The organism is Caballeronia arvi, assembly GCF_001544695.2.
GTDB lineage: Bacteria > Pseudomonadota > Gammaproteobacteria > Burkholderiales > Burkholderiaceae > Caballeronia > Caballeronia arvi.
On the sequence record NZ_FCOM02000050.1, the window covers coordinates 44540 to 59321 of the forward strand.

At 63.0% G+C, this 14782-nt stretch carries 13 protein-coding genes; 7 read left to right on the top strand and 6 right to left on the bottom strand.

Annotated elements, in window-relative coordinates; translation table 11 throughout:
• Positions 1 to 2: 2 nt before the first annotated feature.
• A complete protein-coding gene (locus tag AWB74_RS34120; protein WP_061151029.1) occupies positions 3 to 1253 on the bottom strand; it encodes an Hsp70 family protein in 1251 nt (416 codons plus the stop codon).
• A 201-nt stretch (positions 1254 to 1454) separates the two neighbouring features.
• On the opposite strand from AWB74_RS34120, the gene AWB74_RS34125 reads away from it, so the two are divergent.
• Positions 1455 to 2942 carry an MFS transporter gene (locus AWB74_RS34125; RefSeq protein WP_061151030.1) on the top strand — a complete coding sequence of 496 codons (1488 nt, stop codon included), beginning with the start codon at positions 1455 to 1457 and terminating at the stop codon, positions 2940 to 2942.
• A 6-nt stretch (positions 2943 to 2948) separates the two neighbouring features.
• On the opposite strand, the gene AWB74_RS34130 is transcribed toward AWB74_RS34125, so the two are convergent.
• Positions 2949 to 3545 carry a nitroreductase family protein gene (locus AWB74_RS34130; protein ID WP_061151031.1) on the bottom strand — a complete coding sequence of 199 codons (597 nt, stop codon included), beginning with the start codon at positions 3543 to 3545 and terminating at the stop codon, positions 2949 to 2951.
• Between the two features lie 79 nt (positions 3546 to 3624).
• Positions 3625 to 4908 carry an MFS transporter gene (locus AWB74_RS34135; RefSeq protein ID WP_061151032.1) on the bottom strand — a complete coding sequence of 428 codons (1284 nt, stop codon included), beginning with the start codon at positions 4906 to 4908 and terminating at the stop codon, positions 3625 to 3627.
• A 120-nt stretch (positions 4909 to 5028) separates the two neighbouring features.
• On the opposite strand from AWB74_RS34135, the gene AWB74_RS34140 reads away from it, so the two are divergent.
• Positions 5029 to 5676: a TetR/AcrR family transcriptional regulator gene (locus AWB74_RS34140; RefSeq protein ID WP_061151033.1), complete on the top strand. Its 648-nt coding sequence runs from the start codon at positions 5029 to 5031 to the stop codon at positions 5674 to 5676.
• Positions 5673 to 6227: a DUF1415 domain-containing protein gene (locus tag AWB74_RS34145; RefSeq protein WP_061151034.1), complete on the top strand. Its 555-nt coding sequence runs from the start codon at positions 5673 to 5675 to the stop codon at positions 6225 to 6227. The genes AWB74_RS34140 and AWB74_RS34145 overlap by 4 nt, the downstream gene beginning before the upstream one ends.
• On the opposite strand, the gene AWB74_RS34150 is transcribed toward AWB74_RS34145, so the two are convergent.
• A complete protein-coding gene (locus AWB74_RS34150) occupies positions 6228 to 7103 on the bottom strand; it encodes a class I SAM-dependent methyltransferase (protein WP_061151035.1) in 876 nt (291 codons plus the stop codon). It abuts the gene before it with no gap.
• 380 nt (positions 7104 to 7483) lie between these two features.
• On the opposite strand from AWB74_RS34150, the gene AWB74_RS34155 reads away from it, so the two are divergent.
• On the top strand, positions 7484 to 7804 hold the full coding sequence (locus AWB74_RS34155) for a hypothetical protein (protein ID WP_061151036.1): 321 nt from the start codon (positions 7484 to 7486) through the stop codon (positions 7802 to 7804).
• A 48-nt stretch (positions 7805 to 7852) separates the two neighbouring features.
• On the opposite strand, the gene AWB74_RS34160 is transcribed toward AWB74_RS34155, so the two are convergent.
• A complete protein-coding gene (locus tag AWB74_RS34160; RefSeq protein WP_061151037.1) occupies positions 7853 to 8551 on the bottom strand; it encodes a FadR/GntR family transcriptional regulator in 699 nt (232 codons plus the stop codon).
• 220 nt (positions 8552 to 8771) lie between these two features.
• Between AWB74_RS34160 and AWB74_RS34165 the strand changes: the two genes are divergently transcribed.
• The 3 genes from AWB74_RS34165 (at position 8772) to AWB74_RS34175 (ending at position 12832) form a co-directional block, all read left to right on the top strand.
• Complete coding sequence (locus tag AWB74_RS34165) at positions 8772 to 9896, top strand: mannitol dehydrogenase family protein (RefSeq protein ID WP_061151038.1); 1125 nt, start codon at positions 8772 to 8774, stop codon at positions 9894 to 9896.
• 97 nt (positions 9897 to 9993) lie between these two features.
• Positions 9994 to 11280 (top strand): MFS transporter, encoded by a 1287-nt coding sequence (locus tag AWB74_RS34170; RefSeq protein WP_061151039.1) that lies wholly within the window; start codon positions 9994 to 9996, stop codon positions 11278 to 11280.
• Between the two features lie 10 nt (positions 11281 to 11290).
• Complete coding sequence (locus AWB74_RS34175; RefSeq protein WP_061151040.1) at positions 11291 to 12832, top strand: UxaA family hydrolase; 1542 nt, start codon at positions 11291 to 11293, stop codon at positions 12830 to 12832.
• Between the two features lie 110 nt (positions 12833 to 12942).
• Here the strand turns inward: AWB74_RS34175 and AWB74_RS34180 are convergent, their stop codons facing one another.
• Positions 12943 to 14577: an NAD(P)/FAD-dependent oxidoreductase gene (locus tag AWB74_RS34180; RefSeq protein ID WP_061151041.1), complete on the bottom strand. Its 1635-nt coding sequence runs from the start codon at positions 14575 to 14577 to the stop codon at positions 12943 to 12945.
• Positions 14578 to 14782 lie beyond the last annotated feature (205 nt).

Below are 14782 nucleotides of genomic sequence, written 5' to 3' on the forward strand. Positions count from 1 at the left end.
CGTCAGGCAAATACGCGTTGCGCGTAGATCCCAAGTCCCTTCGCCACGCTGGCCAGGCGGTCGCCGAACACCGGCTGCGCATCGGGAAATGCTGTCGACAGCGCTTCCGACAGGAACCGCAGCCCTGTCGTGCCGCCGGTGAAATAGACGGCGCTCACGTCGGCGGGCGCCACACCAGCGCGCTTGAGCGTTTCCTGCGCCGCCTCGACGATCCGCCGCGTTTCATCCGCGCCCGCCGCGATCAGTTGCGTCTCGTCGAACGCCACGCGCAGCGCCTCTTCCACCTCTTCCATGTCGATTTCCGTCGTGCCGCCCGCCGCGACATCGATCTTCGCTTCTTCCGCGTGCGCCGTCAGCGCATGACCGAGCCGTCGATCCACGACACGCATCAGCCGGTCGTGTTGACGCGTATCCGTGTAGAGATGGCGCATCAATTGCAATTCGCTCACGCGTTTCGGCGTATAGACGGTATTGATCAGATGCCAGGTCGCGAGATCGAAGTAAACGGGGCTGGGCAGTTCGCGCCCTTTCGGATCGAGCGACTGGTAGCCGAGCTCGCGCAGTACGGTCACGAGTTCGACGCGGCGATCGAAGTCCGTGCCCGCGACATGCACGCCGTGATGCGCGAGCACGTCGTCCTTGCGCTCCAGATGACGCGCGCGCTCCGGCCCGACGCGCACGAGCGAAAAGTCCGACGTACCGCCGCCGATATCCGCGACCAGCACGAGACCTTCGTTCGTCAGGCCCGCTTCGTAGTCGAAAGCGGCGGCGATCGGCTCATACTGGAAGTGGATTTCGCGCAGACCGACGGCGTGCGCGCAGGCTTCCAATTGCTTCTGCGCCAGATGGTCCGCGCGCGGATCGTCGTCGACGAAAAAGACCGGGCGGCCGAGCACCGCGCGCGTGAGCGGCTCGGCGGCGATGGCCTGCGCCTTTTGCTTCAGATGCTGCAGAAAGAGCGTGATGACATCGGTGTATTTGATGGCCGAGCCGTCGCCGAGATCGGTGCTGTTGTCCGCGAGCGGCGAGCCGAGGATGCTCTTCATCGAGCGCATCAGGCGGCCGTCGAAGCCATCGATGTACGCCTCGAGCGCCGCGCGGCCGTAGGACTGGTTATTCTCGTCGGTGTTGAAGAAAACGGCGGTGGGCAGCGTGGTCGCGTCGCCTTCCACGGGCGCCAGCCGGACCGACAAACCGTCCGGCAGCGCAACAGCGGAATTCGACGTGCCGAAATCGATTGCGCAATAAGTCATGGGCATCGGCGGTGTCGTTTGAGGACGCCGCATTCAAACATGGACGGCGTTTTTAACATGTTCCGGCAAGCGTATCAACCGCGTTTCAGATATTTTTAAACCACTGAGTTTATTCATCAAAAGCGGAATGCAGTTTGCTCGACCCGCGGCAATCTCTTTACTTTTTTGCGTGCGCAGTCGCAGTGAAGCACGCTTCAGACCATGAGCGAAACCGACGCGCAACAGAAGAACCGTTTGAGCGATAAAGCCAGCGCGCGGCCGGGCATCATCGAAACCGATCTGCCTGGGCGTCTCGATCGTCTGCCGTGGGGGCGCTTTCACACGCTGATCGTACTCGCGCTCGGCATCACCTGGCTGCTCGACGGGCTCGAAGTCACGCTTGCGGGCGCGGTCGCGAGCGCACTCAAGTCGAGCCCCGCACTGCAGTTTTCCAATGCCGATGTCGGCATCGCGGGCAGCGCGTATATCGCGGGCGCGGTGCTGGGCGCGCTGGGCTTCGGCTGGCTCACCGACCGGCTCGGACGCCGCAAGCTGTTCTTCATCACGCTCTTTCTCTACGTCGCGGCCACCGCCGCCACCGCTTTCTCGTGGAATCTCGCGACCTTCGTGCTGTTTCGCTTTCTGACGGGCGCGGGCATCGGCGGCGAATATACCGCCATCAATTCGACGATTCAGGAGTTCACGCCCGCCCGATTGCGCGGCTGGACCGATCTCGCGATCAACGGCACGTTCTGGGTCGGCGCGGGCATCGGCGCGGCGGGCTCGATCGTGCTGCTCGATCCCGGCCTGCTTCCGCCCGACTGGGGATGGCGTGCGTGTTTTCTCATCGGCGCATTGCTCGGCCTGACGATTCTCCTCATGCGGATGTGGGTGCCGGAAAGCCCGCGCTGGCTCATCACGCACAATCGCGCGGACGAAGCACGGCAGATCGTCGACGAAATCGAGGCGCATTTCCGGGAGCACGGCGTCGAGATTCCGGATACACCGGTCAAGCTGCTGCGCCTGCATGCGCGCGACGCGACGCCGCTGCGCGAGGTCTTTCATACGCTTTTCAGGGCGCATCGCAGCCGCTCGCTCGTCGGGCTCACGCTGATGACCGCGCAGGCGTTCTTCTACAACGCGATTTTCTTCACCTACGCGCTCGTGCTGACGGATTTCTATCACGTGCCCGGCGATCACATCGGCTGGTACGTGCTGCCGTTTGCGGCGGGCAATTTTCTCGGTCCGCTGCTGCTCGGCCGACTCTTCGATGTGCTCGGCCGGCGCAGGATGATCGCGTTCACGTACGCGATGTCCGGCGTGTTGCTGACGATCAGCGGCTGGATGTTCATGCACGGCATGCTCAGCGTGACGACGCAAACCATCGCATGGATGGTGATTTTCTTCTTTGCGTCGGCGGCGGCGAGCTCGGCCTATCTGACGGTGAGCGAAACCTTCCCGCTGGAGATTCGCGCGCTCGCGATCGCTGTGTTCTACGCGTTCGGCACGGCGCTCGGCGGCATCATCGGGCCGACGCTGTTCGGGCAACTGATCGATACGCATCAGCGCGGGCCCGTGTTCGCGGGCTATCTGATCGGCTCGTTCCTGATGATCGCGGCCGCGATCGTCGCCGGAATCTGGGGCGTCGCGGCCGAGCGCAAGTCGCTCGAAGATGTCGCTCGTCCGCTTTCGGCGGCGGACGAGCTTTGACGCTTCTTATTCGAAGCTTTTGTCCCAGGCGCCTTCGAAGACCGTTTCGCCCAGCGTCCGGCGGGCGCGCGGCGCCACTTCACGCTCGCGCAATGTTTCGTCGAGCTGACTGGCGTCGCCGTGATGGCCGATCGCCATCATCGCGATGATTTCGATGTCCGCGGGAATCGAGAACGCCTGGCGGAACGCGTCGCGATCGAAGCCGCCCATCTGATGCGTCGCCAGTCCCAGCGCATGCGCCTGGAGCGTGAGAGCCATCGCGGCCGCGCCGGTGTCGTAACTGGCGGTGCGGTTCGTTTCGCCCTTCGGCGTGAGCGTCGACGCCGTCACGCAGATGAGCAGCGGCACGGTCACGTTCCACTTCTGATTGCCCGGCATGAGCGTGTCGAATGCGCGTTTGAACGCAGCTTCGTCGCGCTGACGGTCGAACACGACGAAGCGCCACGGCTGCTGATTATTCGACGACGGCGCCCAGCGCGCCGCTTCCAGCAGCCGATGCAACTGCGCGCGCTCGATCGGCGCATTGGAGAAGGCGCGCGGGCTCCAGCGGCCGGCGATCAGTTCGTGGATGTCGACATCGGTCGGAGCGGGCTTCGCGGACATGGCATGTTTCCTTGTTCGATGGATAAAAGAACGACAGGATAGCAAGCCCACGCCCGCGTGCAGATCGCGTCACGTTATGTCACGTCGCGGCGACGCCCACCGATCGCCCCGCGCGATTGATGCGCAGCACGGTCACGGCCGCGACGAGGCACAGGCCGCCCGAGATCATCGTCGCGACGGTGTAGCTGCCGAGGCTCGAGCGCAGCATTCCGCCGCCGAGCGCCGCGAACGCAGCGCCGAGCTGATGGCCCGCGACGACCCAGCCGAACACGATCGGCGCCGATTCCTTGCCGTAGACATCGGTGGCGAGGCGCACGGTCGGCGGCACGGTGGCGATCCAGTCGAGCCCGTAGAACACGGCGAAGAGCGGCAGGCCGAAGAAATCGATACCGAACGCGTACGGCAGATAAATCAGCGACAGCCCGCGCAGACCGTAGTACCAGAACAGCAGCACGCGCGCATTGAAGCGGTCAGACAGCCAGCCGGACAACGTCGTGCCGAACAGATCGAAGATGCCCATCGCGGCGAGCAGCGTCGCGCCCTGTACTTGCGTCATGCCGTAGTCGGAGCACATCGCGATCAGATGCGTGCCGACGTAACCGTTCGTGCTCGCGCCGCAAACGAAGAAGCTGAAAAACAGCAGCCAGAAATCGCGCGTCTTGCTGGCCGACGCGAGCGTGCTGAACGCTAGCTTGATCGGATTCTTCGGCGGCGGAATCGCGCCGGGCGGCAGATCGGCCTTTTCGCCGATGGGACGCAGCGAAAGATCCGCCGGACGCTCGGGCAGCAGCCACGCAACGAGCGGCAGCACGATCGCCGCCGCCGCCGCGACGAGAAGCACGACCGGCCGCCAGCCGAAGCGCTCGGAAATCGACGCCAGAAACGGCAGGAACACGAGTTGGCCGGTCGCGGAACTGGCTGTGAGAATGCCCATCGCGAGACCGCGATGCGTAGTGAACCAGCGGTTCACGATCGTCGCGGACAGCGTGAGCGCCGCAACGCCCGTCGCGCTGCCGACCATCACGCCCCAGACCAGCACCATTTGCCACGGCTCGGTCATCATCGACGAAATGCCGACGCCCGCCGCCAGCGTCGCGAGCGCGGCGAGCACCGTCGGACGCACGCCGAAGCGCTGCATCGCCGCAGCGGCGAACGGGCCCGCGAGACCGTACAGCGCGAGGTTGATCGAGATCGCCAGCGAAATCGTGCCGCGCGACCAGCCGAACTGCTTTTCGAGCGGCAGCATCATGACGCTCGGCGTCGCGCGCGTGCCGGCGGCGGCGAGCAAGACGAAAAACACGACGCCCACCGCGATCCAGCCGTAATGCATCCGGCCGTTCAGCCGTCTCGCTACCCAATTCATCGCTGCTCCGTTCCGTTGATTTTTGTCCCGCGACGTTACCGCTCTGTCACATCAGAGTTGCGAGCTTAGTTACCGATCGGTAACATGTCAAGCATGTAGCAAGAATTCGAGGAACTGACTTTGGCACGATCAACGAACGACCAGCCGAAACCCAACGCCCGCCGCAGTGTCCGCACCGACGGCGCGACGGCGCAGGAGCAATTGCTCGACGCCGCGCAGGAGCTGTTTTATCGCGACGGCATCCGCGCGATCGGTGTCGATGCCGTCGTCGAGCGCGCGGGCGTCAACAAGATGAGCTTGTATCGGCGTTTCGCGTCGAAGGACGAGCTCGTCGTCGCGTATCTGGATCGCATGGACGAAGGTTTCCGGCAGCGTTTCGAGGCGAGCGTCGCGAAGCATCCGGACGACCCGGCAAAGCAGATCGTTCAGGCGCTGGAAGATCTGGTGAAGCGGGCGTCGGCGCCGGATTATCGCGGCTGCCCGTTCGTGAACATCGCGTGCGAATTCGGCGATCCGGCGCATCCCGCGCGGCAATCGGTCGATCGCAACAAGAGTTATCTGATGACGCGCCTCGTCGAGATTTCGACGGCGGCGAAAGCGGATAAACCCGCCGAGCTGGCGGAATCGCTGGCGCTGCTGGTCGACGGCATTTACGCGACGAGCCAGACTTACGGCCCCGGCTCCGGCCCGTTGCTCGCAGCGCCGCGCATCGCGCGAACCCTGATCGCGGCGGCCTGCCCCGCGCATCGAAAACAGGAAGATTCATGAGTGACAGCAGCACCCGCGACGACGTGATCGCGGCGACCGAACACTGGCTCACCCGCGCGGTGATCGGCCTGAACCTGTGCCCGTTCGCGAAGAGCGTGCATGTCAAAAAGCAGATTCGCTATGTGGTAAGCGAGGCGCGCGGTGTCGACGATCTGGTCGTGGAACTGACCGACGAACTTCGCCTGCTGCGTGACACGGATCCGGAAGTCATCGACACGACGCTCTTCATCACGCCGCACGCGTTCCCGAACTTTGCCGACTACAACGACGCCCTCTTCTTCGCCGAGCGCCTGCTCGATCAGTTGGGGCTCGCGGGTGAATTGCAGATCGCGAGCTTTCATCCGGACTACCAGTTCGAAGGCAGCGCGCCTGACGATATCGACAACTACACGAACCGCGCGCCGTATCCGACGTTCCATCTGATTCGCGAAGCGAGCATCGATCGCGCCGTCGCCGCGTTTCCCGATGCGTCCGATATCTACGAACGCAATATCGAAACGCTCCGCCGCCTCGGGCACGACGGCTTCAAGGCATGGATGGACAAACGCTGATCAATGCGCGGGCGTGAAGAAGCGCTCGCGCAATTCGTCGAGTCCCAGCGTTTCGAGCACGTCGGAGAGCCTTTGCGCGGGCCGTCCGCGCGGCAGGTCCTTGAACTGCGCGACGATCAGCTCGTTTTTCATCGAGTGCTCCCAGCCGACGAGTTCCGTCACGCTCACCTGATAGCCGTGCGATTCGAGTTGCAGGCAGCGCAGCACGTTCGTGATCTGACTCCCGAACTCGCGCGTGTGCAACGGATGCCGCCACATCTCGGTCAGCACATTCTTCGAGAGCGAATGCCCCTTGTTCTTGCGCAGCACCGAAGCGACTTCCGCCTGACAGCACGGCACCACGACGATGTACTTCGCATTCTTTTGCAGAGCGAAGTGGATGGCGTCGTCGGTTGCGGTATTGCACGCGTGCAGCGCCGTGACGATATCGATCGATTCCGGCAAACGATCCGAACCGATTGATTCGGCCACCGACAGATTCAGAAACGACATCCCGGTAAACCCGAGGCGCTCCGCCAATTCTTCGGATTTTCTTACGAGTTCTTCACGCGTCTCAATACCAAAGATGTGTGACCGATCGCGCAGAGTCTTGAAGAAGAGATCGTAGAGAATGAACCCAAGATAGGACTTCCCCGCTCCATGATCCACGAGTGATACGGCCCCCTGGCGCGTATGCACTTCGGAGAGAAGCGGTTCGATGAACTGATAGAGGTGATAGACCTGTTTCAGCTTGCGACGGCTGTCCTGGTTCATCTTGCCGTCGCGCGTGAGGATGTGAAGTTCCTTCAGCAGTTCGATCGACTGGCCTGGACGGATGTCGTGTTTGGTGGAGGGGTCGGGTGTGCCCGGAGCCGACGCGGAAGAATTCCTGGTCATCGTGAAGGTGTGTCGAATAAAAAAGCGGAGCATGTTCGCGCCGAATGTGCGCTAACCGCTGGTTCTGCCGTCTCAAAAGAGGAAGTTTACCCAAAAGCGCAAAGACGCTCTTTGTTCCCATGACCGGCTCATCGGCGAATGCGTGGAATGGAACGCATGGAACGGTTTGTGCATCGTCCCGACAATAGGCCATTGGAAAAGACGACACGACGTGGCTTCGGGCTACGTACCGATGCAGCAAGCAGGAGCAACAAGCTGGTAACGATCCCGCGCCTCGACACGCAAAGCGTCGTCACCCGCGCCCGGTATTTGTTACGTAACACCTAACGCACAGCGCGGCGAATGCGACTCGCCGGCGCCATGAACATGAGAGGACGGCGATGGATGCGATCCCGGACAAGAAAGCAGAGAAACAATTCCAGGAGATGCTCGCGGCACTGACCGCGATGCCCGCGTGGAGTGAAAAGCAGCAACTCGAACTCGAAATGGCCCGAGAGATTTCCGTGGAGATGCTGCGCCTCGCCGAGTCGATGCGCGACGGCTCCACTGACATCGAATCGTGCCTGACGATGCTGAAGTACGCCAAAGTGATGGACTTCGTCCTGACGACGCTCGCCTCGCGCCGGGATATCGCGCCGCAAACGCTGCGCGTGATCTTCAAGCTGGCGGGTCTGAAGGTCGATGAAGCCTATCCGGGCTGACGCGGTCATCCTTTCGACGCCGGCGCGTGCTCCGGGCGCGCGCCGTGCTCAGCTTTTGCGTCTCGTCATCAGGCGCGCCGCGGACTGACGCATGTGCCGCTGCATGGCGGCCTGCGCCCAGACTGCGTCCCGCGCTTCCAGAGCTTCCAGAATCTCGCGATGCTCGCCGAGCGCAGCCGCCCACGTTTCCTCCCCTTCGAAGTGTCCACGCAGCGTCGACGACAGCGGGCTGTGCCGTTCGTCGTACAGACTACCGACCGTGCGCACCAGCACGTCGTTGCCCGTCATCTGCGCGATCGCGATGTGAAACGCGCGATCGGCGGCCATCGGCACCTGGCCGTGTTCGACTTCCCGCGCCATCGTCTCGTACACGGCCCGCAGCGCTTTCAGTTCCTTCGGCCTCGCGAACGGCGCGACGCTCGCCGCGATCGCGCCTTCGATCACGCTGCGCGCGTTCATGATCTCGATCGGGCTTTCGCCCAGTTCCGCTTCGGCCGCCGCTGGTTTGGACGCGGGCGCGGCGACGATATAGACGCCCGAACCCATGCGGATTTCGACGCGCCCTTCCAATTCCAGCGCGACTAGCGCTTCGCGCACCGACGGCCGCGACACACCGAGCGTCTGCGCCAGTTCACGCTCCGACGGCAACCGGCCGTTCGGCGCGAAATCCTGCTGCTCGATCAAGCCGCGCAGCTTGTCGGCGATCTGTAGATAGAGGCGGCGCGTCTCGGCTGGTTTCACGCTCACGTGCTGGCTCCTGCTTTTTGTGTCGGGGAAAACGTGGATTGTAATCAGCAGGAGGGCGAACGCTCCGGGCAGCGCGGATTTGCCGTTCCTCAGCCGATTATAAGTGGCTTGACCAATTCTATTTCAAGACACTAGTATGCAATCCGGTAAGGCCAGGTGGCCCATTTTTTTACGGCCATCTGGAACCGTTTCCACTCGATTTTCCCCATAGCGCGCGACGATGAGCAATCCGATTCTCCAATTCGGCACGAGCCGTTTCCTTCAGGCGCACGTCGATTTCTTTGTGGCCGTTGCGGCGCGCCGCGATCCGGCGTCGGCGCTCGGCAAGATCACGGTCGTGCAGACCACGTCCAGCGCGGACAGCCGCGCGCGCATCGACGCGTTGCGCTCCGCCGGGCGCTATCCGGTGCGCATTCGCGGGCGCCGCTGGGACGAAACCATCGATACGACCGTCGAGTGCGATTCGATCACCGAAGCGCTGCACGCGAACGAGGACTGGCCATTGCTGATCGAGCGTGCGAAGCGCGACGTGAAGGTGATCGTCTCGAATACGGCCGACGCAGGCTACGCCCTCTTCGACGAGGACACCGCCGATCTGCTCGCTGGCCAGCGCACGCCGCGCGGTTTCGCGGCGAAGCTCGCGGTGCTGCTGCACGCGCGTTTCCAGGCGGGCGCGGCGCCGATCACGCTCCTGCCGTGCGAGCTGGTTTCGCGCAACGGCGACACGCTGCGCGATCTGGTCGTCGGCGTTGCGCGCGGATGGAATGCCGACGACACGTTCATCGGCTATCTGAGGAAAGATTGCGTGTGGGTGAATTCGCTCGTCGACCGCATCGTTGCGGAGCCGATCCAGCCCGTTGGCGCGATCGCCGAACCGTACGCGCTGTGGGCGATCGAGCGGCAGGCGGGCATGGTGCTGCCGTGCGAGCACGAGGACATCGTCGTCACGGACGATCTCGCGCATTACGAACGTCTCAAGCTTCTGCTGCTGAATCTCGGCCACACGATGCTCGCGCAGCTCTGGCGCACGCGCGACGGTTCGCCCGACATGACCGTGCTCGACGCAATGCGCGATCCGGCCTATCGCGATCCGCTCGAAGCGACGTGGCGCGACGAAGTGCTGCCGGTTTTCGCGGCGCTCGGCCAGCGCGACGTCGCGACGGAATACGTCGCGAGCGTGCGAGACCGCTTCGAGAACCCGTTTCTCGTGCATCGGCTCGCGGATATCGCGCGCAATCACGACGAGAAGAAGGTTCGGCGCTTCCAGCCCGTCATCGGACTCGCGCGCGAGCTGAAGCTCGACATCGAGCAGAAGCGGCTGCGCGACGCTCTCGAATCCGCCTGAAGAACGAAACCACGTTTTTGCAATCACGGCTCGCCGCGCCGGCATCGCGGATCAAGCCGGAATGAAACGAAGTGCCGCCCCATTGAGGAGACAAACGATGCGCAAAATGCGTTGGGTAGTGATATTTCTGGCCTTTCTGGCTATCGCGATCAATTACATCGATCGCGCCAACCTCGCGGTCGCCGCACCGCAGATCGAGAAAGCGCTCAACATCGGCCCGGCCGAAATGGGCTTCATCCTGAGCGGCTTCTTCTGGAGCTACGCGCTCATGCAGATGCCGTTCGGCTGGTTCGTCGATCGCGTCGGCGCGCGCATTGCGCTGCCGCTCGCAGTGGGCTGGTGGTCGGTGTTCACAGCGCTGACCGCGGTTGCGACGAGCGTCGTCGGCATGTTCGGCTGCCGTCTGATGCTCGGCATCGGTGAGGCGGGGGCGTATCCGTCGTGCGCGAAGCTCGTGTCGCAATGGTTCACGAAATCGCAACGCGCATTCGCGACCAGCATCTTCGATTCCGGCTCTCGCGTGGGTTCCGCGCTGTCGATTCCCGTCGTCGCGCTGATCATCAGTTCGTTCGGCTGGGAAGCGTCGTTCGTCATCACCGGCGTGATCGGCTTCGTGTGGATTCTCGGCTGGTTCCTGATCTACCGTAACAAGTCGAAAGGCGATCTGACGGGCGAAACCGATGTCGCGCCGGTGCCGGTCGCGCCGAGAAACAAGGTGTCCTGGGCGTCGCTCTTCAAGTACCGCACGCTGTGGGGCATGATGCTCGGCTTCTTCTGCCTGAACTTCGTGATCTACTTCTTCATCACCTGGTTCCCGAGCTATCTCGTGCAAGCGCACGGCTTCTCGCTCAAGTCGCTCGGCACGCTCGGCACGATTCCCGCGCTGATGTCGATTCCCGGCGGCTGGCTCGGCGGCGTCGTGTCGGACTCGCTCTTCAAGCGCGGCTGGAGCCTGACGGCGGCACGCAAGACCTGCATGGTCGGCGGCATGCTGTTGTCGTCGGTCATCACGCTGTGCGCCTTCGTGACCAATATCTATCTGATGCTCGCGTTCTTCGGCATCGCTTACGCGAGCCTTGCGTTCGCCGCCGCCAGCATCTGGTCGCTGCCGAGCGACGTCGCGCCGACGCCCGATCACGTCGCATCGATCGGCGGCATTCAGAACTTCGCGTCGAACCTGGCCGGTATCGTGATCACGACCTTCACCGGCGTGATGCTCGCGATCACCAAGGGCTCGTTCGTGATTCCGCTGTGCGTCGCGGGCGGCTTCTGCTTCCTCGGTGCGTTCAGCTATCTTGTGATTGTCGGCAAGATCGAGCCGCTGAATCGCGCCGACGAAGAGCAAGCCCGGCGCGACGACGGCCGCGCACCTTCAACGGTCTGAGAATAAAACCATGTCCACCACATCCACCGACCATGCGGTCATCCGGCTGCATCCCAACGACGACGTCGTCATCGCGACGCGTCAGTTGCTCTCCGGCGCGCGGATCGCGTCGGAGGATCTCGTCGTCGCCGGCCTGATTCCGCCGGGTCACAAGATCGCGACGCGCGACATCGCCGCGGGCCAACCCGTGAAGCGCTACAACCAGATCATCGGCGTGGCGCGCGAGGCGATTTCGCGCGGGCAGCACGTGCACACGCACAATCTGTCGATGGCCGATTTCGCGCGCGAGCACGAATTCGGCGTCGACCTGCACCCGACGCCGTTCGTCGATAAACCCGCGACGTTCATGGGCATCCGTCGCGACGATGGCCGCGTGGCGACACGCAATTTCGTCGGCGTGCTGACGAGCGTGAACTGCTCGGCGACGGTCGCACGCGCGATCGCCGATCACTTCCGGCGCGACGTGCATCCGGAAGCACTTGCGGACTATCCGAACGTCGATGGCGTGATCGCGCTAACGCATGGTCTCGGATGCGGCATCGACATGCAGGGCGAAGGTCTCGGCATCCTGCGCCGCACGCTGGCGGGGTACGCGGTGCATCCGAACTTTCATTCGGTGCTGTTCGTCGGCCTCGGATGCGAGACGAACCAGATTTCGGGCGTGCTCGAATCGAGCGGGCTGAAGGACGGCGAGAGGCTGCGCAGCTTCACGATTCAGGACAGCGGCGGCACGCGAAAGACGATCGAGCACGGTATCGCGCTCGTGAAGGAAATGCTCGCCGATGCGAATCGCGTGCAGCGCGAGCCGGTGCCGGCGTCGCATTTGATCGTCGGATTGCAGTGCGGCGGTTCGGATGGTTATTCGGGCATTTCCGCGAACCCGGCGCTCGGCGCGGCCGTCGACAAGCTCGTCGCGCATGGCGGCACGGCGATTCTCTCGGAGACGCCCGAAGTGTATGGCGCGGAGCATTTGCTGACGCGACGCGCGGTGAGCCGTGAAGTCGGCGAAAAGCTGCTGACGCGCATCAAGTGGTGGGAAGAGTACTGCGCGCGCAACGGCGCGGCGATGGACAACAATCCGTCGGCGGGCAACAAGGTCGGCGGGTTGACGACGATTCTCGAAAAATCGCTCGGTGCGGTCGCGAAGGGCGGCACGACGAATCTCGTCGAGGTGTACGAGTACGCGCAGCGCATCGATGCGAAGGGATTCGTCTTCATGGATTCGCCCGGCTACGATCCGATGTCCGCGACCGGCCAGGTTGCGTCGGGCGCGAACCTCATCTGCTTCACGACGGGCCGCGGATCGGCTTATGGATGCGCGCCCTCGCCTTCGCTCAAGCTCGCGACGAACACGGCGCTGTGGGAGCGGCAGGAAGAGGATATGGATATCAACTGCGGCGGAGTGGTCGACGGGTCAGCGACCATCGAGCAGCTCGGCGACGAGATCTTTCAGATGATGCTCGACTGCGCGTCGGGCGTGGCATCGAAGAGCGAACTGCACGGGTATGGGCAGAGTGAGTTCGTGCCCTGGCAGGTGGGTGTGGTGACTTGAGATTGCTGCGGCTTGGGCGATGAAGGGCGCATCGGGTTTGACGATGCGCCTTTTTCTTTTGCGTCGGCCGGCTTGTCCGATATCGGGTCTTTGAGCGGATCTGCCGAATGTCAGGCCGTCGCGGCGTGCTCGCTGATCATCTTCAGCGCGACGGCCTCCGCGACTTCGATGCCATCGATTGCCGCCGAGTAGATACCGCCCGCATAACCTGCGCCCTCGCCCGCCGGATACAAGCCTTCGACGTTGACGCTCTGATAATCGTCCTTCCGACGCACGCGCAACGGCGACGACGTGCGCGTCTCGACACCCGTCAAGACGGCATCGTGCATCGCAAACCCTTTAATCTTCTTGTCGAGTTCGGGCAAGGCTTCGCGGATCGCTTCGATCACGTAGTCGGGAAGCGCGGTGCTCAGGTCGGTCGGCTTCACACCCGGCTTGTAGGAAGGCGTGACCGAACCGAGCGACGTGGAAGGACGTCCCGCGATGAAATCGCCGACGAGTTGCCCAGGAGCGGAGTAATCGCCGCCGCCTAGCTCGAACGCACGCTCTTCCCATTTGCGCTGAAACGCGATGCCGGCAAGCGGACCGCCAGGATAGTCGTCCGGCGTAATGCCGACGACGATACCCGCGTTCGCATTGCGTTCCGCACGCGAATACTGGCTCATGCCATTGGTCACGACGCGCCCCGGTTCCGATGTCGCCGCGACCACCGTGCCGCCTGGGCACATGCAGAAGCTGTAGACCGCGCGTCCGTTGCTGCAGTGATGGACCACTTTGTAGTCGGCGGCGCCGAGCCGCTCGTGGCCTGCGAATTTCCCGAAGCGGCTTCGATCGATCACGCCTTGCGGATGCTCGATACGAAAACCCAGCGAGAACGGCTTGGCTTCCATGTACACGCCGCGATCGTGCAGCATCTCGAACGTATCGCGCGCGCTGTGGCCGATGGACAGCACGACATGATCGCAACGCAACGTTTCACCTGTCGACAGGCGCAAGCCGCGCACCTTGCCATTATCGATGTCGATATCTTCGACGCGCTGCTGGAATCGCACTTCGCCGCCGAGTTGATGAATCTGCGCGCGCATCTTCTCGACCATGCTGACGAGCCTGAACGTACCGATGTGCGGGCGGCTCAAGTACAGAATGTCTTCGGGCGCACCGGCTTTGACGAATTCATCGAGAACCTTGCGGCCGTAGTGCTTGGGATCCTTGATCTGGCTGTAGAGTTTGCCGTCCGAGAACGTGCCGGCGCCGCCTTCTCCGAACTGAACATTCGACTCCGGATTGAGCTCGTTGCGTCGCCACAGGCCCCACGTATCTTTCGTCCGCTCGCGTACGGCCTTTCCGCGTTCGAGGATGATCGGGCGGAAGCCCATCTGCGCGAGGATCAATCCGGCAAAAAGTCCGCACGGCCCCATACCGATGACAACTGGGCGAGGCTGCGTGGATCGCGCAGGCGCTGTCGCGACGAAGCGATATGTCATGTCCGGCGTGACGCCGCAGTGCGGATGCGGCCGCGCCTCGAGTCGCCTCAACACCGATGCTTCGTCTTTCAGTTCCACATCGATGATGTAGGTGAGCTTGATATCGGCGCGCTTGCGGGCGTCATGCGCGCGGCGAAATACGTGGAAGCTCACAAGTTGGTCGGCATCAACGCCGATCTCCGCAAGGCGCGCGAAAACCGCAGGTTCGATAGCCGATTCAGGATGATCGAGCGGGAGCTTGATTTCGCTTAGACGTAGCATGGAAGACTCGACGGCTTAAGCCGCGCTTGGGAAATACGTACAGGATTTTAGCGCTTGAACGGGCATGAGCCTTGAGGCTTCGCTGACGTTTTGATTTCTGCGCCCGAACGCAAAAACCCCACCTTTGTGGGGTGGGGTTTTTGTTTTGCTGCATGAGGAGCCTGACGATTACCTACTTTCACACGGGAATCCGCACTATCATCGG